The sequence below is a fragment of the Pseudoalteromonas sp. Bsw20308 genome, assembly GCF_000310105.2.
GTDB lineage: Bacteria > Pseudomonadota > Gammaproteobacteria > Enterobacterales > Alteromonadaceae > Pseudoalteromonas > Pseudoalteromonas fuliginea.
Genome location: NZ_CP013138.1, coordinates 3,693,114 through 3,717,836, shown reverse-complemented (window position 1 = coordinate 3,717,836; position 24,723 = coordinate 3,693,114). Strand labels below are relative to the sequence as shown.

Below are 24,723 nucleotides of genomic sequence, written 5' to 3'. Positions count from 1 at the left end.
CAACAAGGTATAAGCATGAAGCAGCTAATGATAAGCGTTTTAGTACTAAGTCTAACTGCTTGCTCTGCGGTGACAATTCAGCCACAGCAAGCAGCCAAAATAACAAGCAAAGCGAGTTATGAAGATAGTCGACCGTTCTTTTTATGGGGATTGGTTGGAGAAGAGCGCGTTGATGTGAAAAAAGTATGTGTAGATAAATCAGTGACTCAAATGCAGTCACAACAAACGTTTAGTGATGGAGCACTTAGTTTAATTACACTTGGTATATATGCACCTCACACTATTAAAGTATGGTGCCAAGATGAAATAGTGGGAGAGGCATTATGAGTATTAAGTCACTAATAACAAGTTGTATGCTGATTATATTAACGGGATGTACGAACATTTACTTTGATAATGGTGTACAAGACAACGTGAGCAATAAAACTCAAGAGAGTTCACAATGGCATCATAATTTTGCTCTTGCATTATATGAAGGATCTAAACCGTTAGATTTAAGTACTCATTGCCCACAAGGTGAATGGCAAAGTGTCCATACGTATAAATCGTTTACTAATGGTTTGGCTGAGGTGGCTGTTAATCAAATTGCTCCGGCTTGGTACCCTAAAACAGTTGAAGTGAGTTGTACTAAGGTGCCATTCAAGTAATATTATAAACGAGAAAAGGGCCAAAAGGCCCTTCGTGTTGCAGCAAGTAACACATTCTTTTTTATAAGTTAAAGTCTACAGAGTAAGCTACGTAGGCTTTAATATCTGAATCATCTATATCTGTATCAGACAAACCAAAAGTAAAACCGTCTTTTGAAATAGATATACCGTAATCTAAGATATTGTCGTCACCAATAAAATCACCAGAGTAATGACCTAAATGTAGTGCCATTTCAGTACCGTTACTACCGACAGCAAAGCCATAATCAGCAGTTAGGTAAAGTGAGTCGCCAAAGTCTGTACCGTCACCACTTGCAGCTGATGTTGCAAGTACTGAAGCGCCAAACGTGAAGCCTTCAACACTAATACTACCGTAAATTTCAGAGAAATCTGCGTCAGCTTCAGAAGCTGCGTCTGGGTAAGCGTAATAAATATAACCAACATCGTAACTAACACTTTCGTTAATGTCGCCACCGAAGCCTGCGTATAAGTCAAGCTCGTAGGTCATTTCGTCAGCCCAAGATGCATTTGAAGCCCAAGTACCGGCATAAAAACCAGACTCATTAGCGTAGTCAATACCACCGGATATTGCCGCATCACCACCCGTTTGCTCTTGGCCGCGCCATAAGTAATTTGATGTTGCTGCCGCATTTGCTGTTACTTCAGCTTGAACTGATGTTGAGATTACCGATGTTGCAGCCATTAATGCGATGGTGCTAATCGCAATTGTTTTTTTTAGTTTGAGCATGTCCATTTCCCGTTATATGATTTTTGCATGCCAAGGTTTTATTATGTATTGCTTTAACCTTTTAACTGGATGCATTTTTATTGTTTAACTGGGGAGATGGTGCACTGTGTGTGCCAGCTTGGTTTTATTTATTTTAAAATGTATTTTTATATTTTAAAAATAATGACTTACAAAGGAGTGGTGTTTTTTTATTGAGGTAATTTTAATAAGTGTTCGCACGCTGCTGGTGCATAAATTAACCTAACCGCACCATTAAAGTACAGCTAGGTTAGATTTATTTAGCCGAAAATAGTACGCATTAGACTAATTGTTTCGTTAACGCCTCGACCTTTTTGTACTTCATTAATGATCGAGTCACGTTTGCTGCGAATATGCTCAGGAATATCGTCAGCAGCAAGAGCACGGTCTACTAAAATTTCTGCAGACTCTTTGCCTCTACGTTGAGTTTTACCTGTCGTTGTTGTACTACGCTTAGGCTTGCTAAGTAACTTGATGTAGTTTGAACTGTCAGGTGTTTTAGTGTCTGCATAATAAAAGAAACATGGGATCAGTGCTTTAATAGCAACTAACTGTTCCTCTAGTTCGTTACTTGCATTAGCCATTTTATACCACGACATAGCTTGAATACCTTTAACGATATCTTGCCAGTAACGCTCAAAATCACTATTTTTAAGTTTTGGAACTCCAAGAGCGCCACATAATGCATCTAATCGATTATTTGTAATCGGAGTAAATAAATCAGGGCGGCGCATTGCTAGCAAGCGAGTTGCAGGGGCTAGCGTTGGTTTTTCATTGTTGTCGGTAAACACTTTTGAGTAAGCAGCAACAAATTGCTGGTATTCATATTGAGTGATATCACCTTCAAGTGGGATGTTTGCTAGAGCTGCATCAAAATCACCTGGTAAATCGCTAAGCATTTGATGAAAGCTTTTTGCACTCTTAGTTGAGGCAAACCATTCAACATCAAAGTTGTATGTGCTTGGATCAAGTGACGCCATATGCTTACCGCTAAACGCAAGTAAATCTTCAGGAATCATATCTTTAAGAGATTGTTCACGAATGCTTTTAATGTAGTCTACTAAGCGAAGCTGTTCATCAAGAGCAATAACGTCTTTGTGTTGTTCTACAAATACACTTACAACAGGCCACGGAGCAATACGTAAAGTTTTAACCTGTAAAAAGCTGATAGCTGAAATAAGCTGATCGTGTAGCTTCTTAAGTATAGGTAATTGTTGCGGCTCTAGTAAATCGTAGTTCATACGATCTCTACTTGCATTTAATAGTTCGTAACACCAAGGTAAAAAATCATCAGGGTGGTTTTCTACTTTCACGGCCATAAGGTTAAGGCTTAACTCTGAAGATTGCTTCAGAATGTTCTGATAGATTTGATTTTCTTGTTCGCCTAGCGTCATTTTTGACGGTGAAATTAGCAGTTTTTTCATGCCTTGTAGAATCTCCGGATTAGATATATATTTTTTTGCTGGTCTATTTTAGCGCAATTACATCAATAACAACAGCGCTGTCCTCCATACGTTGTAATTGAAGTAGCTAAATCGGCGTTTTTGCTAATAGAATGAGACCAACGTTTTAACATGTATCAATCATTTTTATCTAGTACAAAGAGACTTTCAACTGAGGTATTAAAATGCTTTGCTATTTTTAGAGCAATTATTACCGAAGGGGTAAATCGTGCCGTTTCTACTGTACTAATAGTCTTACGTGAAACCGCAATTAGATCAGCCAAGTCTTGTTGAGAAAGGCCTGCTTCTTTGCGGTATTTTGCAATTTTATTTTGCACTTTTGCTCCTAATCTTTGCTTTGCCAAAGAATTGATACGCCGTATATTAAACTCATTACAGCAAGGTAAAATGTAGCCATCATGCTGTGAGATACTTCTAAAGCAAGAGTATCGGAGAGTAAGTACACGCCACCCATACTAAAAAGTAAGCCAAGCACGACATGTTTATAGGCAATAGTGTCGATGGTATTTAAATACTCATCTTTATATGTAAGGTGGTATTTCATTCTCCATGTAAACCCGCCTCTGATCACAAACATAAAGAATGAACCTAAAAAAGCAGCAGTTCCTAAAAACAATAGTGGGGCTGATGTTTGATTAAGCATTGGGTAAACACTAATGATTAATAAAGTGACCCCCATGAATAATGAAAACCATGCATTTTGGCCCATAAATTTTTCTTCACTTTTAATATCGTAATTAGACATAGCTCATTTCCTTTTAAAATTTTTACAATATGTAACCTGTAGGTATCAATGTAACCTTAAGGTTTCATTGGGTCAATATTTATTTGTAACCTAAAGGTATCAAAATGTTTCAGGGGCGATTCAGGATGGGAATGTAATATCTAATAAAAAGCTTTTTTATCAGAACGACAATGATTTTAAAGCTAACACTCGCTATGATAAGAACATTATTTGCACGTTTGAAAGGACGATCATGAAAACCTTACTTAAAATTGTAGGTGTAATACTTTTATTATGTATAGCACTAATTGTTGCCGCACCGTTTTTAATTCCTACTGATACTATTTTTAATAAAGTATCGCAGCAGGTAGAACAAACAATTGGGCGCACTCTTACTATTAAAGGTGATAAAACACTTAGCGTATTCCCTGCATTAAAGTTAGAACTTAACGACGTGCATTTTGCAAATATGGGATCAGGTTCGCGCGCCGACATGGCGAGTATGAAACAGCTTGCTGTACATATACCTTGGTTTTCATTATTTGGTGGTGAGTTTAAATTAGATAAGTTTGTTATAAACGAACCAAATATCCTATTAGAAACCGACAAAAATGGTAAAGCTAATTGGCAGTTGTTTGATGCAGTTGCAGAGCAACCTAAAGAGCAAAGCCAATCAGGTGAAGCAATAAAGCTTCCAGATAACTTTGATATTGAGTTAGGTGAGGTTGCTATTTATGGCGGCACATTTACCTATCTAGATGGGCAAACAGGTGCTAAGCAACAGATTAGTGATTTAGAACTCGCTATTTTACTTCCATCACTTCGTAAAACATTAGAAGTAAAAGGGGGTATTACTTATATGCAGGAGCGTTTTGAGCTTGATATAAAATTAGATACTCCAGCTAAAGCAATTGAAGGTGCTACTTTTAATGTTAAACAAACCTTAGATTCTCGTTTAGTTGATTTAACGTTCGAAGGGAGCATCGCTAAGCAAGGCAAAGATATTAAAGGTCAGTTAGCACTAAGCGGTGAGTCTGTTAAAAGTATTGCGAAATGGCAAGGTGTAGAGTTAGACGCTAAAGACAATGCTTTTAATGCATTTAGTGTAAACGGTAAAATGCACCTAGCAGGTGAGAAATTTAATTTAGAAGATTTAGCTGCGACGTTAGACGCATTGGAAATAAAAGGTAAGAGCGAGCTTAACCTAGGTAAGCGTTTAGCTGTAAATGCTGATATTGATTTAGGTATGCTTGATTTAAACCCGTACCTACCTGAAGCAGTAGCAAAACAGGAAGAGTCAGTAGAGCAAGAAGATAAACCTGCAGAGCCAATAGTATGGGATGACACTAAAATTGATTTAAGTGCGTTAAATTCACTAGATGCGAATGTAGTAATTCGTTCAAGTGGATTAAAAGCTAATGATATTAAGTTGGGCGCAAATCAATTTACTGTTGCTTTAAAAAATAGCGTTGCAAAACTAAGCCTAGATAGCTTTTCTGCTTATGAAGGGTCAGGTAAAGGCGTTATCAATGTAAACGCACAACAAGTGCCTTATAAAATATCAACTAACTTTGACTTAGCTGGTATAGATGCACAGCCTTTATTAGCGGATGCGGCAGGTTTTGACAAGCTAATGGGTAAGGGTTCTTTAAATTGGAACCTAAGCACAACTGGCCAAAGTCAAAAGTCGTTTATTGGTGCGCTTAACGGAAAACTTGGGTTTGAGTTTGCTGATGGCGCTGTAAAAGGCGCGAATATAGCTGAAATGGTACGTAAAGGTAAGGAGCTTATTTCAGGAAACTTTGGTGCAGCATCTGAAGGGTTAGATACTGGGTTTGAAGAATCAGAGCAAACAGATTTCTCTGCACTAACGGGAAGCTTCAACTTTACTAATGGTGTTGGCAAAAATACCGACCTATCACTTATCAGCCCACTTATTAGAATATCAGGTGAAGGCGATGTTGATTTACCCCAAACAACGGTTAACTACCGTTTGGTTACAGGCATAGTTGGATCGATTGAAGGACAGGGAACGACTGATGACAGTACAGGCTTTAAAATACCACTGCGCATAAAAGGCCCTTTCCACGATGTAGGTATAAAGCTTGACGTTGGCAGTGCGCTCAAAGATGAAGCTAAGCAAAAGGTCGATGAGGTAAAAGAAAAGGCAAAAGAAAAAGCAAAAGATAAGATTAAAGATAAATTAAAAGGTTTATTTGGTTAATTTATTGCGCTCTAAACAAACAAGGCACATTACAGGTGCCTTGTTTGTTTTGTAACCACCTGTAAAATAGCTACATAGCCGGAATTGCTCAGCTTTAATTTCCCATCACTCCAAATTAATTAAAAAATAACCTATCGCTACCCCCTCAATGCTGGTACAATTGCCCGCCCTTAAGAGACAACTCGTTTGTTTTTGAGTGGGATTTAATCGAAATGTCTTGATTTTAAACAAATTTAAGACACGTTGTAATTACTACACCGGAGGTCATTAACATGATCCAAATGCAAACTCAGCTGGAAGTTGCTGATAACAGCGGCGCTCGCAAAGTGCAGTGTATAAAAGTCCTTGGTGGTTCACACCGTCGCTACGCAGCGATTGGCGACATCATTAAAGTTTCTGTTAAAGAAGCTATTCCTCGCGGTAAAGTGAAGAAAGGTGATGTTAAAAACGCGGTAGTTGTGCGTACCAGAAAAGGTGTTCGCCGTCCAGATGGTTCTCTGATCCGTTTTGACAGCAACGCTGCTGTTATCTTAAATGATAACTTACAGCCAATTGGTACACGTATTTTCGGCCCTGTGACTCGCGAACTTCGTAATGATAAGTTCATGAAAATCGTTTCACTAGCCCCAGAAGTACTGTAAGGAGCCAATCATGGCAGCAAAAATACGTCGTGATGACGAAGTAATCGTACTAGCAGGTAAAGACAAAGGTAAGCGCGGAAAAGTGCTTTCAGTTGTTACTGAATCTGGTCGAATCTTTGTCGAAGGCATAAACTTGATCAAGAAACACCAAAAGCCGGTTCCACAATTGAACCAAGCTGGCGGTATTGTTGAGAAAGAAGCATCTATGGATGCATCAAACGTTGCGATCTTCAACTCGGAAACGAGTAAAGCTGATCGTGTAGGTTTCAAGATTGAAGATGGTAAGAAATTACGTATCTTTAAATCTACTGGTAAAACTATCTAATAGTTGGAGTAGAATGATGGCGAAACTGCATGAAGTATATAAAGACAAAGTAGTTGCTGAACTTCAAGAGAAGTTTGGTTTCAGCTCTGTCATGCAAGTCCCTCAGATCGAAAAGATCACATTGAATATGGGCGTGGGCGAAGCCCTAGCTGACAAGAAGATTTTAGATCACGCAGTAGCTGATCTTGCAGCAATCTCTGGTCAGAAACCTCTAATCACTAAAGCACGCAAATCTGTTGCTGGCTTCAAAGTGCGTGAAGGTTACCCAATTGGTTGTAAAGTAACCCTACGCGGCGAGCGTATGTGGGACTTTTTTGAGCGTTTGGTATCAATCGCTATCCCACGTATTCGTGACTTCCGTGGCGTAAGTGCTAAGTCTTTTGATGGACGTGGTAACTACAGCATGGGCGTACGTGAACAAATCATCTTCCCAGAAATCGATTACGATAAAGTAGACCGTGTACGCGGTATGGATATTACTATCACTACTTCTGCGAAATCTGATGAGGAAGGCCGTGCGTTGTTAGAAGCGTTTAACTTCCCATTTAAGAAATAAGGGTAGGGTTATGGCAAAGAATTCTATGAAAGCGCGCGAAGCTAAGCGCACAAAACTAGTTGCTCAATTCGCTGAAAAGCGTACAGCACTAAAAGCTATCATCACAGATGTTAACACATCTGAAGATGATCGTTGGGACGCGGTTCTTAAGCTACAAGCTTTACCTCGTGATTCTAGCCCTGTACGTCAACGTAATCGTTGTAACATTACGGGCCGCCCACATGGTTACCTTCGCAAATTCGGCATGAGCCGTATTAAAGTTCGCGAAGCAGCTATGCGCGGTGAAATTCCTGGCCTTAAAAAGGCTAGCTGGTAATAGAATCATGGGAGTAAGACTATGAGCTTGCAAGATCCTATCGCGGATTTGTTTACACGTATCCGTAATGGTCAATCAGCGAAGAAAGTATCTGTAACGATGCCAACTTCAAAGCTGAAAGTAGCATTAGCTAAAGTACTAAAAGACGAAGGTTACATCGTAGATTTCGCTGTTAACAGTGAAGCGAAACCTGAGCTTTCTATCGAGTTAAAGTACTTCGAAGGCAAAGCTGTAATTGAAAATATCCAGCGTGTAAGTCGCCCTGGTTTACGTATCTATAAGAAACGTGACCAATTACCTAAGGTAATGGGTGGTCTTGGTATCGCTATCGTATCAACTTCTAAAGGCCTAATGACAGACCGCACAGCACGTAGTGCTGGTGTTGGTGGTGAAATCATTGGTTTTGTAGCTTAATCGGAGGGGAACTATGTCTCGCATAGCAAAGGCACCAATTACTGTTCCTGCCGGTGTAGAAGTTACATTAAAAGGCCAGGAAATCACAGTTAAAGGCAAAAACGGTGAACTAACTCGTACTATCAACAACGCTGTTGAAGTACAAGTTAATGACAACGTTATTACAACTTTACCTCGTGATGGCGTAGCTAATGCATGGGCTCAAGCAGGTACTGCTCGTGCTCTAATCAACAACATGGTTGTTGGTACGCATGAAGGTTACGAGAAGAAACTTCAGTTAGTAGGCGTTGGTTACCGTGCAGCAGCTAAGGGTAAAGTTTTAGACTTAACACTTGGTTTCTCACACCCAGTTAATTTCGCAGTTCCTGAAGGAATTACGATTGAAACTCCAAGCCAAACAGAAGTTCTAGTTAAGGGCGTAGATAAGCAGTTAGTTGGTCAAACAGCTGCTAACATTCGTGCATACCGTAAACCTGAGCCTTATAAAGGTAAGGGTGTTCGTTATTCAGATGAGAATGTACGCCGTAAAGAGGCTAAGAAGAAGTAAGGTAAGACGATGGATAAAAAAACAGCTCGTCTACGTCGTGCTAAACGCACTCGTAGAAATTATATTGAACAAGGCACAACGCGTCTTGTTATCCACCGCACGCCACGTCACATATATGCTCAAGTAGTAAATGCTGAGGGTAATGTACTGGCTGCTGCTTCTACTGTTGAAAAGGCTATTAGCGAAACAGTTAAAGGCACCGGTAACGTTGAAGCTGCGCAAGCAGTTGGCAAAGCGGTTGCTGAACGTGCGGCTGACAAAGGCATCGAAAAGATTGCTTTTGATCGCAGTGGCTTTAAATATCACGGCCGTGTGAAGGCGCTAGCTGATGCTGCGCGTGAAGCCGGTTTGCAATTCTAGGAGTAGACAATGGCTAACGTAGAAGCAAAGCAACAACAGCCTGATCTAGCTGAAAAGCTAATCGCGGTAAACCGTGTGTCTAAAGTAGTTAAAGGTGGTCGTATCTTTAGCTTTACTGCACTAACTGTAGTTGGTGACGGCGCAGGTAAAGTAGGTTTTGGTTATGGTAAAGCACGTGAAGTTCCAGCTGCTATTCAAAAAGCAATGGAAAAGGCACGTCGCAACATGATTAACGTAGACCTAAATGGCAATACATTACAGCATCCTGTTAAGGGACGTCATGCTGGCTCACTAGTGTTCATGAAACCAGCATCTGAAGGTACTGGTATCATCGCAGGTGGTGCTATGCGTGCAGTACTAGAAGTTACTGGTGTGCAGAACGTACTTTCTAAATGTTACGGTTCTACTAACCCGATCAACGTGGTACGTGCAACGATTTCGGCTCTTGAGAATATGAATTCTCCACAGTCTATCGCTGCAAAACGTGGCCTTCGCGTAGACGAAATTCTGGGGTAACCATGGCAAATCAAACTGTAAAAGTAACACAAGTAAAAAGCTCTATCGGTCGTTTACCGAAACATAAAGCTACATTACGCGGTCTTGGTTTACGTCGTATCAACCACACTGTTGAGTTAGAAGACACAGCATGTGTACGTGGTATGATAAACAAGGTTTCTTACATGGTTAAGGTAGAGGGTTAATTCGATGCATTTGAATACACTTTCACCTGCTGCAGGTTCAAAAACTGCTCCAAAACGTGTTGGTCGTGGTATCGGTTCTGGTCTAGGTAAGACTGGTGGTCGTGGTCACAAAGGTCAAAAGTCACGTTCTGGCGGTAAAGTACGCGTTGGTTTTGAAGGCGGTCAAATGCCTATGCAACGTCGTCTACCAAAATTTGGTTTCACTTCTCGCAAATCTTTAGTATCTGCAGAAATAAACCTTTTTGAAATCGCTAAAGTAGAAGGCGATGTGGTAGACCTAAGCGCGTTACAAGCAGCTGGTCTAGTTAAAAAGAACGTTCTTTTCGTTAAAGTTGTTAAATCTGGCGAAGTTTCACGCGCTGTTACCGTTAAAGGCCTTAAAGCCTCTAAAGGTGCTCGCGAAGCAATTGAAGCTGCCGGAGGCAAGGTAGAAGACTAAGGAAGTACTAATGGCTAAACCAGGTCAAGATACACAAAGTGCACAAAGTGGACTTTCGGAATTGAAGCGCCGATTACTCTTCGTATTGGGTGCTATCATAATTTACCGTCTAGGTTCATTTGTGCCGATCCCTGGGATTGACGCCGCTGTACTTGCCGATTTCTTCGAGCAACAAAAGGGCACCATTGTTGAAATGTTCAACATGTTCAGTGGTGGTGCACTTGAGCGAGCTTCAGTGTTAGCACTGGGTATTATGCCGTATATTTCGGCTTCGATTATTACGCAACTATTAACGCATATGTATCCTCCGTTTATAGAGCTTAAGAAAGAAGGTGAACAAGGGCGTAAAAAAATTAGCCAGTACACACGCTATGGCACGCTTGTGCTAGCTACTATTCAATCAATCGGTATTGCTACTAGCTTACCGGGCATGATGGAGGGGTTAGTAGTTAACCCTGGTATGGGTTTCTATTTCACCGCAGTGGTGAGTTTAGTAACTGGTACTATGTTCCTTATGTGGTTGGGTGAACAGATAACAGAACGTGGTATCGGCAACGGTATTTCTGTTCTAATATTTGTTGGTATTGTAGCTAACTTGCCGTCTGCTATTGGTTCGACAGTCGAAATGGCGCGCCAAGGTGATTTGAATGTTTTTGTACTGTTGATGGTTGCGGTAATCGTATTCGCTGTTACTTATCTTGTAGTGTTTTTTGAACGTGGACAACGTCGTATTGTTGTTAACTACGCAAAGCGCCAACAAGGTCGTCAAGTATTTGCTGCTCAAAGCACGCATTTACCACTAAAAGTAAATATGGCGGGTGTTATTCCACCAATCTTCGCTAGCAGTATAATTCTGTTCCCTGGTACAATTGCAAGCTGGTTCGGCCAAGGTGAAGGTCCGGTCGCTGATGTATTACAAGCTGTTGCTACTACGCTGACTCCAGGTCAACCGTTGTACTCACTTGTTTTAGCTGCGGCTATTATCTTCTTCTGCTTTTTCTATACAGCGTTGGTGTTTAACCCGCGTGAAACTGCAGACAACCTTAAGAAATCTGGCGCATTTATCCCAGGTATTCGACCAGGTGAGCAGACATCTAAATACATTGATAAAGTGATGACACGCCTGACATTGGCAGGTGCTTTGTATATAACCTTTATCTGTCTGGTGCCTGAATTCATGACTATGGCATGGCAAACGCCATTCTATTTCGGCGGTACATCAATTTTGATTATCGTTGTTGTAATCATGGACTTTATGGCACAAGTACAGACTCACCTGATGTCTCATCAGTATGATTCTGTGCTGAAAAAAGCGAACCTTAAAGGCTACGGTCGATAAGGTCAGTTTACGGAGTTGAGCAATGAAAGTACGTGCTTCCGTTAAGAAAATATGCCGTAACTGTAAAGTTATTAAACGTGCTGGTGTAGTACGCGTAATTTGCAGTGAGCCTAAGCATAAGCAAAGGCAAGGCTAAGTAAACAGTCGTGCAGGCTGAGTTTTCTCGGCCTGTGTTTTTAGTAGTAATTTGGTCTTCGTTTGAGTATCCTTACGGGCTTTTCAAACTTATGATTACCAAATTCGAATATAGGAGATGTGTTAGTGGCCCGTATTGCTGGCATTAACGTCCCTGATCATAAACATGCAGTTATTGGTTTAACAGCTATTTATGGCATAGGTAAGACTCGCTCTAAGGCTATCTTAGAAGCGACTGGTATCGCCGAAACCACAAAAATCGGTGAACTTTCAGACGAAATTCTTGACGTACTGCGTGATGCAGTTGGCAAGTACACTGTTGAAGGTGATCTTCGTCGTGAAGTTACTTTAAATATCAAGCGCCTAATGGACCTTGGTTGTTATCGTGGCCTACGTCACCGTCGCTCTTTACCACTACGTGGTCAAAGAACTAAGACTAACGCGCGCACCCGTAAGGGTCCTCGTAAGCCTATTAAGCGATAAGGGGATAGTATTATGGCTAAGACACCAATTCGTCGTAAAAAGGTTAAAAAACAAGTTGCTGATGGTATGGCTCATGTTCATGCGTCTTTCAACAACACTATTGTAACGATTACCGACCGTCAAGGTAATGCATTATCATGGGCTACTGCCGGTGGTTCAGGTTTCCGTGGTTCACGTAAATCTACACCATTTGCTGCTCAGGTTGCTGCAGAGCGTGCAGGTACTGCTGCTCAAGAATACGGTTTAAAGAATCTAGAAGTTTTCATCAAAGGTCCAGGTCCAGGTCGTGAATCTGCTGTACGTGCTTTGAATGCTGCTGGTTACCGTATTACCAACATTACTGACGTGACGCCAATACCACATAATGGTTGTCGTCCACCGAAGAAACGTCGCGTTTAACAATAGGTTAGGAGAAATAACATGGCAAGATATTTGGGCCCTAAGCTCAAGCTGAGTCGTCGTGAAGGTACTGACCTGTTCCTTAAGAGCGGCGTAAGAGCTATCGACTCTAAGTGTAAACTTGAGACTGCACCTGGTCAGCACGGCGCTCGTAAAGGTCGCTTATCTGATTACGGTTTACAATTACGTGAAAAGCAAAAAGTACGTCGTATCTACGGTGTATTAGAAAAGCAATTCCGTAACTACTACAAAGAAGCTGCTCGCCTTAAAGGCAACACAGGTGAAAACTTGTTACAGCTTTTAGAGCAACGTTTAGACAATGTTGTATATCGCATGGGTTTTGCTAGCACACGTGCAGAAGCACGTCAGTTAGTAAGCCATAAAGCGATTTTAGTTAATGGTCGTGTTGTGAACATTCCTTCATACGTAATTACACCAGAAGATACTGTTGTAATCCGTGAGAAGTCTAAGACACAAGCACGCATCATCGCTGCTCTAGAGTTGGCTGAGCAACGTGAAAAGCCGACTTGGGTTGAAGTTGACGGTAAGAAATTGGAAGGCAGCTTTAAGCGTCTACCTGAGCGTTCAGACCTGTCTGCGGACATTAATGAACAACTAATCGTCGAACTTTACTCTAAGTAAAGTTAAGAGTTAAGAGAGGATAAAATGCAGGGTTCTGTTACAGAATTTCTAAAACCAAGGTTAGTCGACATCGACGCTATCAACCCAACGCGTTCTAAAATAGTTTTAGAACCATTAGAGCGAGGCTTTGGCCATACTCTGGGTAATGCTTTACGCCGTATATTACTTTCATCTATGCCTGGATGTGCAGTAACTGAAGTTGAAATCGACGGTGTATTACATGAGTACAGCGCGAAAGAAGGCGTTCAAGAAGACATCATTGAAATACTATTAAACCTTAAAGGTTTAGCAGTAACGTTAGAAGGCAAAGATGAAGTTTTTCTGACCCTGACTAAATCTGGTGTAGGCCCTGTTACTGCGGCTGATATTCAGCACGATGGCGATGTAACAATTGCTAATCCAGATCACGTTATTTGTAATTTAACTACAAATAACAGCGAGATCAGCATGCGTATTCGTGTTGAACGTGGTCGTGGTTATGTGCCGGCATCTAGTCGTTTATCCTCTGATGACGATGAGCGTCCAATTGGTAGATTGTTGCTTGATGCATCATTTAGCCCAGTTGAACGTATTGCGTACTCGGTTGAATCAGCTCGAGTTGAGCAACGTACAGATTTAGACAAATTAATCATTGATATGGAAACAAACGGCACTTTAGATCCAGAAGAAGCGATCCGCCGTGCGTCTACTATCTTAGCTGAGCAATTAGATGCATTCGTAGATTTACGCGATGTAACTGAGCCAGAAGAGAAAGAAGAGAAGCCAGAATTCGATCCTATTCTACTTCGTCCAGTTGATGATCTTGAACTAACAGTACGCTCAGCAAATTGTTTGAAAGCCGAGCAAATTCAATATATTGGTGATTTAGTTCAGCGCACTGAAGTTGAGCTTCTTAAAACGCCTAATCTAGGTAAGAAGTCTCTAACTGAAATTAAAGACGTGCTAGCTTCACGTGGTCTTTCTCTGGGCATGCGCCTAGAAAATTGGCCGCCTGCAAGTTTAGCTGAATAATCTAAATCACTATATTAGTTTAGTTAGAAGGATAGGGTCATGCGCCATCGTAAGAGTGGTCGTCAATTAAACCGTAACAGTAGCCATCGTAAAGCGATGTTTAGCAATATGGCAGGTTCTTTGGTGAAACATGAAATCATCAAAACTACTTTGCCTAAAGCGAAAGAGTTACGTCGTGTAATTGAACCTTTAATCACACTGGCTAAGACTGACAGTGTAGCAAATCGCCGTTTAGCGTTTGCTCGCACGCGTGATAATGAAGTTGTTGGTAAATTATTCAGTGAAATCGGTCCGCGTAATGCAGATCGTCCAGGTGGTTACACTCGTATTCTTAAGTGTGGCTTCCGTACTGGTGATAATGCACCAATGGCTTATATTGAACTAGTTGGTCGCCCAGCGACTAGCGAAGCAGTTCAAGAAGACGCACAGTCTGCAGAGTAAGTCTTAAAGAAACCTAAAAGCCGAGCAATGCTCGGCTTTTTCTTGCCTAAAATTTATTAAGTCCCCTCCAACAGAATATTTCTTCCTAAAGTTCCTATTTTATAAGCTTATATGGATTCATTTAAAACTTTTATCAGCGATATCTTTTCATCAAGAGTGGTTTATTAACTATCCTAATGACTTTTTTAAACTCAAGACGGCTAATTGAATTGGCTTCATAATAAATAAATGAGCAAACACTAAATTTAGCTGATATTTAACATCTTACACTTTCTATTGAGCCTCAACGGCCACAGACTTAAATAGTTCCATTTTTTAAACCGAACTAAATTCACGTAGAGCATAGCAAGTCAATTCAAGAATGCTTTTTGTATTTGCCTTATCTAATTGTTACTCCTTATCAAGAAGCAATTTGAACTTTGTGTAGCGGTATAGATCATTTATTAATGAATAGGATTCGAATGGATCCCATTTCGAAAGGGTGATTATGGCTTTTAATACTCGTTTTTACATTAACTAGCTATATAAACTAGTAAAGACACACTGTTTAGTGTTGTTTTTGACCGCTTAGCTCAAATAGTCAGCGAACAGCACATTATTTCAAGTTTTCTTCAAAAAAGGGTTGATCTGTTTTCGGATCTCCCTATAATGCGACCCCACTGAGACGGGAAAGGCCAACGCATAGCGAGGCACGAACTACTCAGAGAGTTAAATAAAACTTCGGTTTTAAATCTTCCAAAAGAAAGTTTAAAACTAAGTATTGACTCGAAAAATAAAGGGTGTATTATTCGCATCCCTTGAGACGCTAAAGCGACTCAAAACGTTCTTTAACAATATAAAGCAATCATCTGTGTGGGCACTCGTACAGATTGAGTTCTAACAGCCAAGCTACTTCGTTCTTTATTGAGCAAGTAACGAGGCAAAAAAATTAGAGTCTCAATTGAAAACTGAGTGACCAACAGAATAGTTATTTCGGTAATTATTCGGCACAGTCAATTCAATATCGAAAGATATTAAAAAATTCAGAATTCATTGAGCTGTCGAAAGACATAAAACTTTTTAATTGAAGAGTTTGATCATGGCTCAGATTGAACGCTGGCGGCAGGCCTAACACATGCAAGTCGAGCGGTAACAGAGAGTAGCTTGCTACTTTGCTGACGAGCGGCGGACGGGTGAGTAATGCTTGGGAACATGCCTTGAGGTGGGGGACAACAGTTGGAAACGACTGCTAATACCGCATAATGTCTACGGACCAAAGGGGGCTTCGGCTCTCGCCTTTAGATTGGCCCAAGTGGGATTAGCTAGTTGGTGAGGTAATGGCTCACCAAGGCGACGATCCCTAGCTGGTTTGAGAGGATGATCAGCCACACTGGGACTGAGACACGGCCCAGACTCCTACGGGAGGCAGCAGTGGGGAATATTGCACAATGGGCGCAAGCCTGATGCAGCCATGCCGCGTGTGTGAAGAAGGCCTTCGGGTTGTAAAGCACTTTCAGTCAGGAGGAAAGGTTAGTAGTTAATACCTGCTAGCTGTGACGTTACTGACAGAAGAAGCACCGGCTAACTCCGTGCCAGCAGCCGCGGTAATACGGAGGGTGCGAGCGTTAATCGGAATTACTGGGCGTAAAGCGTACGCAGGCGGTTTGTTAAGCGAGATGTGAAAGCCCCGGGCTCAACCTGGGAACTGCATTTCGAACTGGCAAACTAGAGTGTGATAGAGGGTGGTAGAATTTCAGGTGTAGCGGTGAAATGCGTAGAGATCTGAAGGAATACCGATGGCGAAGGCAGCCACCTGGGTCAACACTGACGCTCATGTACGAAAGCGTGGGGAGCAAACGGGATTAGATACCCCGGTAGTCCACGCCGTAAACGATGTCTACTAGAAGCTCGGAGCCTCGGTTCTGTTTTTCAAAGCTAACGCATTAAGTAGACCGCCTGGGGAGTACGGCCGCAAGGTTAAAACTCAAATGAATTGACGGGGGCCCGCACAAGCGGTGGAGCATGTGGTTTAATTCGATGCAACGCGAAGAACCTTACCTACACTTGACATACAGAGAACTTACCAGAGATGGTTTGGTGCCTTCGGGAACTCTGATACAGGTGCTGCATGGCTGTCGTCAGCTCGTGTTGTGAGATGTTGGGTTAAGTCCCGCAACGAGCGCAACCCCTATCCTTAGTTGCTAGCAGGTAATGCTGAGAACTCTAAGGAGACTGCCGGTGATAAACCGGAGGAAGGTGGGGACGACGTCAAGTCATCATGGCCCTTACGTGTAGGGCTACACACGTGCTACAATGGCGCATACAGAGTGCTGCGAACCTGCGAAGGTAAGCGAATCACTTAAAGTGCGTCGTAGTCCGGATTGGAGTCTGCAACTCGACTCCATGAAGTCGGAATCGCTAGTAATCGCGTATCAGAATGACGCGGTGATACGTTCCCGGGCCTTGTACACACCGCCCGTCACACCATGGGAGTGGGTTGCTCCAGAAGTAGATAGTCTAACCCTCGGGAGGACGTTTACCACGGAGTGATTCATGACTGGGGTGAAGTCGTAACAAGGTAGCCCTAGGGGAACCTGGGGCTGGATCACCTCCTTATACGATTTAGAACTTATTTGTTCGTAGTGTCCACACAGATGATTGTTAATTAGTGCTTGTCCCTTTGGGATAACTAATTAATATGCTCTTTAAAAATTTGGAAAAGCTGATAATAAAATTCTGATGAATACATTGTATTTATCAAGAGTTTTCAAAAGTAAAAAAACAATGGTAGCAGTACCATTGAGTGCCATTTAGTTAACTCTTATGAGTTAATTGATTGGTATCTACTTTAGTATTCAATATTGACTTCTGGCGAAGTTAAACTGTCACAAAACAAAGACCCGTTTGGGTTGTATGGTTAAGTGACTAAGCGTACACGGTGGATGCCTTGGCAGTTGGAGGCGATGAAGGACGTATTAACTTGCGATAAGCCTAGTCAAGCTAGTAAAAAGCGCTTGAGACTAGGATTTCCGAATGGGGAAACCCACCTGCTTGCAGGTATCGTTAACTGAATACATAGGTTAACGAGGCGAACGCGGAGAACTGAAACATCTAAGTACCCGTAGGAAAAGAAATCAACCGAGATTCCGAAAGTAGCGGCGAGCGAAATCGGAACAGCCCTTAAGCTTATTATGTGTTAATGGAAGGCTGCTGGAAAGCGCCACGATACAGGGTGATAGTCCCGTACATGAAAAGACATTTTAAGTGAAATCGAGTAGGTCGGAGCACGTGAAACTTTGACTGAATATAGGTGGACCATCATCTAAGGCTAAATACTCCCAACTGACCGATAGTGAACCAGTACCGTGAGGGAAAGGCGAAAAGAACCCCTGTGAGGGGAGTGAAATAGAACCTGAAACCGTGTACGTACAAGCAGTAGGAGCCCACTTGTTGGGTGACTGCGTACCTTTTGTATAATGGGTCAGCGACTTATATTTTGTAGCGAGGTTAACCGAATAGGGTAGCCGTAGGGAAACCGAGTCTTAACTGGGCGAATAGTTGCAAGGTATAGACCCGAAACCCGGTGATCTAGCCATGGGCAGGTTGAAGGTTGAGTAACATCAACTGGAGGACCGAACCCACTAACGTTGAAAAGTTAGGGGATGACCTGTGGCTAGGAGTGAAAGGCTAATCAAACCGGGAGATAGCTGGTTCTCCCCGAAATCTATTTAGGTAGAGCCTCGGACGAATACTTACGGGGGTAGAGCACTGTTAAGGCTAGGGGGTCATCCCGACTTACCAACCCTTTGCAAACTCCGAATACCGTAAAGTAATATCCGGGAGACACACGGCGGGTGCTAACGTCCGTCGTGAAGAGGGAAACAACCCAGACCGCCAGCTAAGGTCCCAAAGTCATAGTTAAGTGGGAAACGATGTGGAAAGGCCCAGACAGCCAGGAGGTTGGCTTAGAAGCAGCCATCCTTTAAAGAAAGCGTAATAGCTCACTGGTCGAGTCGGTCTGCGCGGAAGATGTAACGGGGCTAAACTATGCACCGAAGCTGCGGATTCAGAATTTATTCTGAGTGGTAGGGGAGCGTTCTGTAAGCGGTTGAAGGTGTACCGGGAGGTATGCTGGACGTATCAGAAGTGCGAATGCTGACATGAGTAACGATAATGGGAGTGAAAAACTCCCACGCCGGAAGACCAAGGGTTCCTATCCCATGTTAATCAGGGTAGGGTAAGTCGACCCCTAAGGCGAGGCCGAAAGGCGTAGTCGATGGGAAACAGATTAATATTTCTGTACTCGATATAATTGCGATGGGGGGACGGAGCAGGCTAAGCAAGCATAGCGTTGGTAGTCTATGTGAAAGTGAGTAGGGCGTTTGTTTAGGTAAATCCGGACGAACATTAAACCTGAGACACGAGACGAGTCACTACGGTGATGAAGTTGCTGATGCCATACTTCCAGGAAAAGCCTCTAAGCTTCAGATTATATGGAATCGTACCCCAAACCGACACAGGTGGTCAGGTAGAGAATACTAAGGCGCTTGAGAGAACTCGGGTGAAGGAACTAGGCAAAATCGTACCGTAACTTCGGGAGAAGGTACGCTCCTATCTGTGATGAGACTTGCTCTCTAAGCGGACGGGAGCCGCAGTGACCAGGTGGCTGGGACTGTTTATTAAAAACACAGCACTGTGCAAAATCGCAAGATGACGTATACGGTGTGACACCTGCCCGGTGCCGGAAGGTTAATTGATGGGGTTATCCTTAGGGAGAAGCTCTTGATCGAAGCCCCGGTAAACGGCGGCCGTAACTATAACGGTCCTAAGGTAGCGAAATTCCTTGTCGGGTAAGTTCCGACCTGCACGAATGGTGTAACCATGGCCACGCTGTCTCCACCCGAGACTCAGTGAAATTGAAATCGCAGTGAAGATGCTGTGTACCCGCGGCTAGACGGAAAGACCCCGTGAACCTTTACTACAGCTTGGCACTGAACATTGAACCTACATGTGTAGGATAGGTGGGAGACTTTGAAGATGAGACGCTAGTTTTGTTGGAGTCAACCTTGAAATACCACCCTTGTAGTTTTGATGTTCTAACGTTGGCCCCTGAATCGGGGTTACGGACAGTGCCTGGTGGGTAGTTTGACTGGGGCGGTCTCCTCCTAAAGAGTAACGGAGGAGCACGAAGGTTGGCTAAGTACGGTCGGACATCGTACGGTTAGTGTAATGGTAGAAGCCAGCTTAACTGCGAGACAGACACGTCGAGCAGGTACGAAAGTAGGTCATAGTGATCCGGTGGTTCTGAATGGAAGGGCCATCGCTCAACGGATAAAAGGTACTCCGGGGATAACAGGCTGATACCGCCCAAGAGTTCATATCGACGGCGGTGTTTGGCACCTCGATGTCGGCTCATCACATCCTGGGGCTGAAGTCGGTCCCAAGGGTATGGCTGTTCGCCATTTAAAGTGGTACGCGAGCTGGGTTTAGAACGTCGTGAGACAGTTCGGTCCCTATCTGCCGTGGGCGTTTGAGAATTGAGAGGGGTTGCTCCTAGTACGAGAGGACCGGAGTGAACGAACCGCTGGTGTTCGGGTTGTCATGCCAATGGCATTGCCCGGTAGCTACGTTCGGAACTGATAAGCGCTGAAAGCATCTAAGCGCGAAGCAGGCCTCGAGATGAGTTCTCACTAGACTTTTAAAGTCTCTGAAGGGCCGTTGAAGACTACAACGTTGATAGGCAAGATGTGGAAGTGGTGTGAGCCATTAAGCTAACTTGTACTAATTACCCGTGAGGCTTAACCATACAACGCCAAACGCGTTTTATGTGATAGTGAAACACGCGAAGAAGTTAATATAACTAAAGTAGATATTACTTAGAAAGACTTAAAAAATATTATCAGATATTTTCCAAATTCAGTTAATGCGCAGAAATACGTATTAACGCCCAAATTTGCTTGGTGACAATAGCGTTTTGGACCCACCTGACTCCATGCCGAACTCAGTAGTGAAACGAAACAGCGCCGATGATAGTGTAGCATTTGCTATGTGAAAGTAGGACATTACCAGGCTTCAAATTGTAGAGAGCCCGACTAGAAATAGTCGGGCTTTTTTACGTCTGCAGAAAAGTGAAATGCGCGTAATTAATATACACTCACATCAACACCCATAACGTAGGGCGGGCAAGCGCAGCGACTCCCGACGTTAAAATCACAACAAAACCCCTCAATATCTCAGTCGGCCATTACAGTAGCATTTGCTACGTGATTTTCTACCGCTGTGGACACCATGACATTCTACTGCGTAGCGCACCGACCTCACATTGTAGAAAGCCCGACTGAAATGGTCGGGTTTTCTTACCTCAAAATAGCTCACTCAATTAAGCAGATTGGTGTAAGAATATATTTTCAATATCTCTTTTTTAAATTCATTACTTTAACTTTAGAGTTGTGTCTTAATTTTATCGACTCTGCTTAGTTGTTGCTCTAATCTTAATTTATGATCTGCTTAATTATGTCGTTTATAAAAATGTGACAGAACTTGTTTAGGTGAAATTAGAATAATAAGGGCTTAATAATGAGTGAAATTGAAAATAATCCGCATGGTATTTTTTGTTGGTCAGAACTTTGTACGCACAATTGGAAAGACGGTAAGGCGTTTTATACATCATTATTTGATTGGGGGCATGACGATCAACCTATTGGGGAAGGCATATATTACACCATGCTACAAAAGCAAGGTGATGATATCGCTGCAATGTACGAAATGCCTAAAGAGCAAATTAGTGCAGAGATACCAAGTTATTGGTTGGCATATATTGCAGTCGATAATGTTGATGATTGTGCGCTAAAAGCGAAAGAGCTAGGTGCTGAAATTATTGCCGGTCCTCATGATGTTATGAATGCAGGTCGCATGCTTATGTTAAAAGATCCAGTAGGCGCAACTGTTGCACTATGGCAGGGGAATGATCATAAAGGTTGTAAGCGCTTAGGTGAATTAAATACGCCTTATTGGCATGAGTTAGCAACAAGAGATAGTAGAGTAAGTAGAGACTTTTACTGTGCTTTACTAGGCTGGGAAAGCGAAATAAAGCCTATGGAAGGGATGGACTACATTTTACTTTTAGTCGATGGACAACCAATTGCCGGTATGCTTGAAATGACAAGTGAATGGCCTGATGATACCCCTGCTCATTGGATGATTTATTTTGCAGTAGAGAGTTGCGATGTAATTGTTAGTAAAGCCGCTAACTTAGGCGGGCAAGTATGTGTTCCTGCAACAGACATCCCCGATGTTGGTCGCTTTAGTGTTATATGCGACCCTCAAGGTGCTGTATTTTCTGTGATCGAATCTGTTATGGATGACGTTTAAATAGTTACATTAGCTTTAGCGTTAATTTACTCGCTAGTTTGTTATAATACTCGCCAATTAAATCGTCAGAAAGTGCAGAGAACGCAATGGAATTTGAACAAGATAGCAATTTAACCCTCCCTTTATTTCTATTAGATGAATCATTAAGTGATAGAGATGTAGAGCAGCCTGATTTTGAAATATCAATTGGACTTGATGATGAGTTACTTGCTCAAATTTGCCAAAATCCAAGTGAAGATAGCAGTGTAGCTATTACCATTGATAGTTATGAATTACTTATTACTGCCCCTTTGTATTTAAACATATTGAGTCAAGAACATGATGCGCAAATAACATTAACGCATGGGCCTCTTTTAAGTGTTGTTTTGAATACTGAAGGTCAAAAGACATTCGTTTCTCCTCAAATGGATATGATGCCCACCTTCGATTTAGGTGACGAGGACTAATGAAAAAAATAATAATAAGCATATTCGTACTAATTATTCTCAGTGGTTGTGCTTACTTAGGTAATGCACATTACGATGATTTATTTGGGCCTGAGCAAGCGCAAGAGCGTATTGTTCCGCATTCTACCTTAGCTGGCGCTGATTTTTTACAAAACGTAAAACCAGTACTCGATACCCGCTGCGTCGTTTGCCATGGTTGTTATGACGCACCTTGCCAGCTTAAGCTTTCATCTCCAGAAGGTATTGACCGAGGGCTGAGTAAAGAACTGGTTTATGATGGAACTCGATTATTAGCAACGACTCCAAGTCGCTTATTATTTGATGCAACTAATACTCAGCAATGGCGAGAAAAAAACTTTACCCCAGTACTTAATGAACGTGCGCAAACTGAAGAAGCTAATTTAGCCGGAAGTGTTTTATTTAATAGCTTGGTGTTAAAGCAAAGCCATGAACTACCAACAAATGAAGTACTAGATGATGAATTCGACTTTTCTTTAAATCGCGCTCAAACCTGCGCAACCATGGGAGAGTTTGACCGATTAGCAGATGAGCAGCCTCATGGCGGCATGCCTTATGGTTTGCCTGGTGTATCACGGGATGAATTCAATCATTTACAGCAATGGCTCAAAACGGGTGGTAAAATGTCGCATATTGCGCCGCCAAGTAAATTCGAGCAAAATAAAATAAAGGGTTGGGAAGCATTTTTAAACCAAGATAGTTTGAAGTATCAGCTATCTGCTCGTTACATTTATGAGCATTGGTTTTTAGCTCATATTTATTTTACGCCTAAAAATCCACAGAGCTTTTTTAAATTAGTCCGTTCAAGCACACCTCCGGGTGAAAAAATAAAGCTAATAAATACGCGCCGTCCATATGATGACCCTAAAGTTAGCCGCGTTTATTATCGTTTTATGCAAGAGCGTACAACAATACTTTCCAAGACGCATTTACCACTTGAGCTTAATGAAGCTAAGTTACTGCGTTTGTATGAGCAATTTATTGCGCCAGATTATACCGTTGCGCAAATGCCAAGTTATAAGGCTGAGTCTGCATCTAATCCATTTAAAACATTTGAAGTAATCCCTATTAATTCTAAATATCAATTTATGCTTGATGAAGCAGAGCTGATCATCATGGGGTTTATTAAAGGACCTGTGTGTCGTGGTCAAATTGCCTTAAATGTAATTAATGACCACTTTTGGGTTGCATTCGCTGATCCAGCTAAAGTGGCCACGCCAGCAGTTGGTCAAATGCTAATGCGCCACGAAGAAGCATTAGAGCTACCAGCTGCTGAGGAAAGTAACGCATTACCAATTTCTAACTGGGTAAAATATTCAGCACTAGAGCAAAAATATTTACAAGCTAAAGTCGATCTGGCTAATGATCTGTTTAAGGGGGGTGAGCATCTAACAACTGATTTATTGTGGAAAGGCGACGGGCATAATAAAAATGCGGCACTGACTATTTTTCGTCATTTTGACAGTGCGACTGTTGTAAAAGGTTTTATTGGACAAGAGCCAAAAACAACGTGGGTACTTGATTATGCTTTGTTTGAGCGTATTCATTACTTACTGGTCGCTGGTTTTGATGTGTACGGTAATATAGGCCATCAATTAGTGACGCGCTTGTATATGGACTTTTTACGTTTAGAGGGAGAGCAAAATTTTTTAGCTTTATTACCTGAAAATAAACGCAATCAAATTAAAAAATACTGGTACCGAAAATCACCGCCAAGCTTAGCTAAGTTTTTTAAAAATAATCGCGAATTTAGTCAACCCAGTGGTATTGAGTATAAAACGGATGATCCTCAACACGAGCTTTATGAGTTAATGAAAGAAGCGTTAGCACCTGTGTTAAATGAGCAATATGATTATACTCAAGTGCCTAAAGATCTGAGTGTAATTAACTCTATGCCAGCAAAAGCTGTTAACTTATTACCGCAATTATCTTTTGTATTAGTTAAGCAAACTGATGATAGCCATAAGGCGTACACGATTATCCATCATAATGCGCACTACAATATATCTAGTTTATTAAACGAAGATGGGCAACGTGCTTATGATGAAGATACCGCAACGATTGTTCCTGGCTTTATAGGTGATTATCCAGCAGCTATTTGGTATTTAAATAACGATCAGCAAGTAAATGCTTTTGTTGAGCAATTGCCTATGATGCAAATAGAAGCTGATTATAGAACACTAAAATCTAAGTTTGGTATCCGACGGACTCATCCACAATTTTGGCAATACAGTGATATTTTGCACGACACGGCTAAAAAATATCGTGGTGTTGAATATGGAATGTTTGATTATAACCGTTTAGAAAACAGATAATTAATCTAAACTCTGGTTAAA

At 41.9% G+C, this 24,723-nt stretch carries 27 protein-coding genes and 3 rRNA genes; 26 read left to right on the top strand and 4 right to left on the bottom strand.

The features are described from left to right. The first annotated feature begins 15 nt into the window (after window positions 1-15). Window positions 16-327 (top strand): Bor family protein, encoded by a 312-nt coding sequence (locus D172_RS16315; protein WP_007376455.1) that lies wholly within the window; start codon window positions 16-18, stop codon window positions 325-327. Further along, window positions 324-647: a Bor/Iss family lipoprotein gene (locus D172_RS16310; protein WP_007376456.1), complete on the top strand. Its 324-nt coding sequence runs from the start codon at window positions 324-326 to the stop codon at window positions 645-647. The genes D172_RS16315 and D172_RS16310 overlap by 4 nt, the downstream gene beginning before the upstream one ends. A gap of 61 nt (window positions 648-708) precedes the next feature. On the opposite strand, the gene D172_RS16305 is transcribed toward D172_RS16310, so the two are convergent. The 4 genes from D172_RS16305 to D172_RS16290 form a co-directional block, all read right to left on the bottom strand. Beyond that, entirely contained in the window at window positions 709-1,395 is a 687-nt protein-coding gene (locus D172_RS16305) for a TorF family putative porin (RefSeq protein ID WP_033023360.1), read from the bottom strand. Between the two features lie 278 nt (window positions 1,396-1,673). After that, on the bottom strand, window positions 1,674-2,837 hold the full coding sequence (locus D172_RS16300) for a hypothetical protein (RefSeq protein WP_033023362.1): 1,164 nt from the start codon (window positions 2,835-2,837) through the stop codon (window positions 1,674-1,676). Window positions 2,838-2,992: 155 nt separating this feature from the next. Then, a complete protein-coding gene (locus D172_RS16295) occupies window positions 2,993-3,193 on the bottom strand; it encodes a helix-turn-helix transcriptional regulator (protein ID WP_002959505.1) in 201 nt (66 codons plus the stop codon). 8 nt (window positions 3,194-3,201) lie between these two features. Continuing rightward, window positions 3,202-3,621 carry a hypothetical protein gene (locus D172_RS16290; protein WP_002959502.1) on the bottom strand — a complete coding sequence of 140 codons (420 nt, stop codon included), beginning with the start codon at window positions 3,619-3,621 and terminating at the stop codon, window positions 3,202-3,204. Window positions 3,622-3,853: 232 nt separating this feature from the next. Here D172_RS16290 and D172_RS16285 point away from each other — a divergent pair, with 232 nt between their 5' ends. The 24 genes from D172_RS16285 to D172_RS16170 all read left to right on the top strand — a co-directional run bounded on the left by D172_RS16285 (window position 3,854) and on the right by D172_RS16170 (window position 24,702). Beyond that, a complete protein-coding gene (locus D172_RS16285; RefSeq protein ID WP_058230564.1) occupies window positions 3,854-5,824 on the top strand; it encodes an AsmA family protein in 1,971 nt (656 codons plus the stop codon). Window positions 5,825-6,096: 272 nt separating this feature from the next. After that, on the top strand, window positions 6,097-6,465 hold the full coding sequence (gene rplN, locus D172_RS16280; protein WP_002959498.1) for a 50S ribosomal protein L14: 369 nt from the start codon (window positions 6,097-6,099) through the stop codon (window positions 6,463-6,465). Between the two features lie 10 nt (window positions 6,466-6,475). Further along, complete coding sequence (rplX, locus tag D172_RS16275) at window positions 6,476-6,790, top strand: 50S ribosomal protein L24 (protein ID WP_002959496.1); 315 nt, start codon at window positions 6,476-6,478, stop codon at window positions 6,788-6,790. A 16-nt stretch (window positions 6,791-6,806) separates the two neighbouring features. Beyond that, complete coding sequence (gene rplE / locus D172_RS16270; protein WP_024610257.1) at window positions 6,807-7,346, top strand: 50S ribosomal protein L5; 540 nt, start codon at window positions 6,807-6,809, stop codon at window positions 7,344-7,346. Window positions 7,347-7,356: 10 nt separating this feature from the next. Beyond that, on the top strand, window positions 7,357-7,662 hold the full coding sequence (gene rpsN, locus D172_RS16265) for a 30S ribosomal protein S14 (RefSeq protein WP_033016334.1): 306 nt from the start codon (window positions 7,357-7,359) through the stop codon (window positions 7,660-7,662). Window positions 7,663-7,683: 21 nt separating this feature from the next. Further along, entirely contained in the window at window positions 7,684-8,076 is a 393-nt protein-coding gene (rpsH, locus tag D172_RS16260; RefSeq protein ID WP_007376462.1) for a 30S ribosomal protein S8, read from the top strand. 13 nt (window positions 8,077-8,089) lie between these two features. Next, window positions 8,090-8,623 carry a 50S ribosomal protein L6 gene (gene rplF, locus D172_RS16255; protein WP_007376463.1) on the top strand — a complete coding sequence of 178 codons (534 nt, stop codon included), beginning with the start codon at window positions 8,090-8,092 and terminating at the stop codon, window positions 8,621-8,623. A 9-nt stretch (window positions 8,624-8,632) separates the two neighbouring features. Further along, window positions 8,633-8,983, top strand: coding sequence for a 50S ribosomal protein L18 (gene rplR / locus D172_RS16250; RefSeq protein WP_002959486.1), 351 nt, complete (start codon window positions 8,633-8,635; stop codon window positions 8,981-8,983). A gap of 9 nt (window positions 8,984-8,992) precedes the next feature. Then, window positions 8,993-9,499 carry a 30S ribosomal protein S5 gene (gene rpsE, locus D172_RS16245; protein ID WP_002959485.1) on the top strand — a complete coding sequence of 169 codons (507 nt, stop codon included), beginning with the start codon at window positions 8,993-8,995 and terminating at the stop codon, window positions 9,497-9,499. A gap of 2 nt (window positions 9,500-9,501) precedes the next feature. Further along, a complete protein-coding gene (gene rpmD, locus D172_RS16240) occupies window positions 9,502-9,684 on the top strand; it encodes a 50S ribosomal protein L30 (RefSeq protein ID WP_002959482.1) in 183 nt (60 codons plus the stop codon). A 4-nt stretch (window positions 9,685-9,688) separates the two neighbouring features. Beyond that, window positions 9,689-10,123, top strand: coding sequence for a 50S ribosomal protein L15 (gene rplO / locus D172_RS16235; RefSeq protein ID WP_002959480.1), 435 nt, complete (start codon window positions 9,689-9,691; stop codon window positions 10,121-10,123). Window positions 10,124-10,133: 10 nt separating this feature from the next. Then, the gene (gene secY, locus D172_RS16230; protein ID WP_007376464.1) at window positions 10,134-11,462 is read left to right on the top strand and encodes a preprotein translocase subunit SecY; all 1,329 of its coding nucleotides are present in this window, start codon (window positions 10,134-10,136) and stop codon (window positions 11,460-11,462) included. Between the two features lie 22 nt (window positions 11,463-11,484). Next, on the top strand, window positions 11,485-11,598 hold the full coding sequence (rpmJ, locus tag D172_RS16225) for a 50S ribosomal protein L36 (RefSeq protein ID WP_002959476.1): 114 nt from the start codon (window positions 11,485-11,487) through the stop codon (window positions 11,596-11,598). A 125-nt stretch (window positions 11,599-11,723) separates the two neighbouring features. Continuing rightward, window positions 11,724-12,080: a 30S ribosomal protein S13 gene (gene rpsM, locus D172_RS16220; protein WP_002959473.1), complete on the top strand. Its 357-nt coding sequence runs from the start codon at window positions 11,724-11,726 to the stop codon at window positions 12,078-12,080. A 12-nt stretch (window positions 12,081-12,092) separates the two neighbouring features. Beyond that, window positions 12,093-12,479 carry a 30S ribosomal protein S11 gene (rpsK, locus tag D172_RS16215; protein WP_002959471.1) on the top strand — a complete coding sequence of 129 codons (387 nt, stop codon included), beginning with the start codon at window positions 12,093-12,095 and terminating at the stop codon, window positions 12,477-12,479. 21 nt (window positions 12,480-12,500) lie between these two features. Next, window positions 12,501-13,121: a 30S ribosomal protein S4 gene (gene rpsD, locus D172_RS16210; protein WP_002959461.1), complete on the top strand. Its 621-nt coding sequence runs from the start codon at window positions 12,501-12,503 to the stop codon at window positions 13,119-13,121. A gap of 24 nt (window positions 13,122-13,145) precedes the next feature. Next, window positions 13,146-14,132: a DNA-directed RNA polymerase subunit alpha gene (locus tag D172_RS16205; RefSeq protein WP_002959452.1), complete on the top strand. Its 987-nt coding sequence runs from the start codon at window positions 13,146-13,148 to the stop codon at window positions 14,130-14,132. A 39-nt stretch (window positions 14,133-14,171) separates the two neighbouring features. Beyond that, on the top strand, window positions 14,172-14,573 hold the full coding sequence (gene rplQ / locus D172_RS16200; protein WP_002959450.1) for a 50S ribosomal protein L17: 402 nt from the start codon (window positions 14,172-14,174) through the stop codon (window positions 14,571-14,573). Window positions 14,574-15,633: 1,060 nt separating this feature from the next. Further along, a 16S ribosomal RNA gene (locus tag D172_RS16195) occupies window positions 15,634-17,168 on the top strand. A gap of 299 nt (window positions 17,169-17,467) precedes the next feature. Further along, window positions 17,468-20,358: ribosomal RNA gene (locus tag D172_RS16190) — 23S ribosomal RNA — on the top strand. Window positions 20,359-20,508: 150 nt separating this feature from the next. Beyond that, window positions 20,509-20,623: ribosomal RNA gene (gene rrf, locus D172_RS16185) — 5S ribosomal RNA — on the top strand. The 16S, 23S and 5S rRNA genes sit together here, the layout of an rRNA operon. A gap of 505 nt (window positions 20,624-21,128) precedes the next feature. Beyond that, window positions 21,129-21,923 carry a VOC family protein gene (locus D172_RS16180; protein WP_007377298.1) on the top strand — a complete coding sequence of 265 codons (795 nt, stop codon included), beginning with the start codon at window positions 21,129-21,131 and terminating at the stop codon, window positions 21,921-21,923. An 86-nt stretch (window positions 21,924-22,009) separates the two neighbouring features. Further along, window positions 22,010-22,369: a hypothetical protein gene (locus tag D172_RS16175; protein ID WP_007377297.1), complete on the top strand. Its 360-nt coding sequence runs from the start codon at window positions 22,010-22,012 to the stop codon at window positions 22,367-22,369. Beyond that, window positions 22,369-24,702: a fatty acid cis/trans isomerase gene (locus tag D172_RS16170; protein WP_007377296.1), complete on the top strand. Its 2,334-nt coding sequence runs from the start codon at window positions 22,369-22,371 to the stop codon at window positions 24,700-24,702. Before D172_RS16175 ends, D172_RS16170 begins: the two co-directional genes overlap by 1 nt. Window positions 24,703-24,723: the final 21 nt, after the last annotated feature.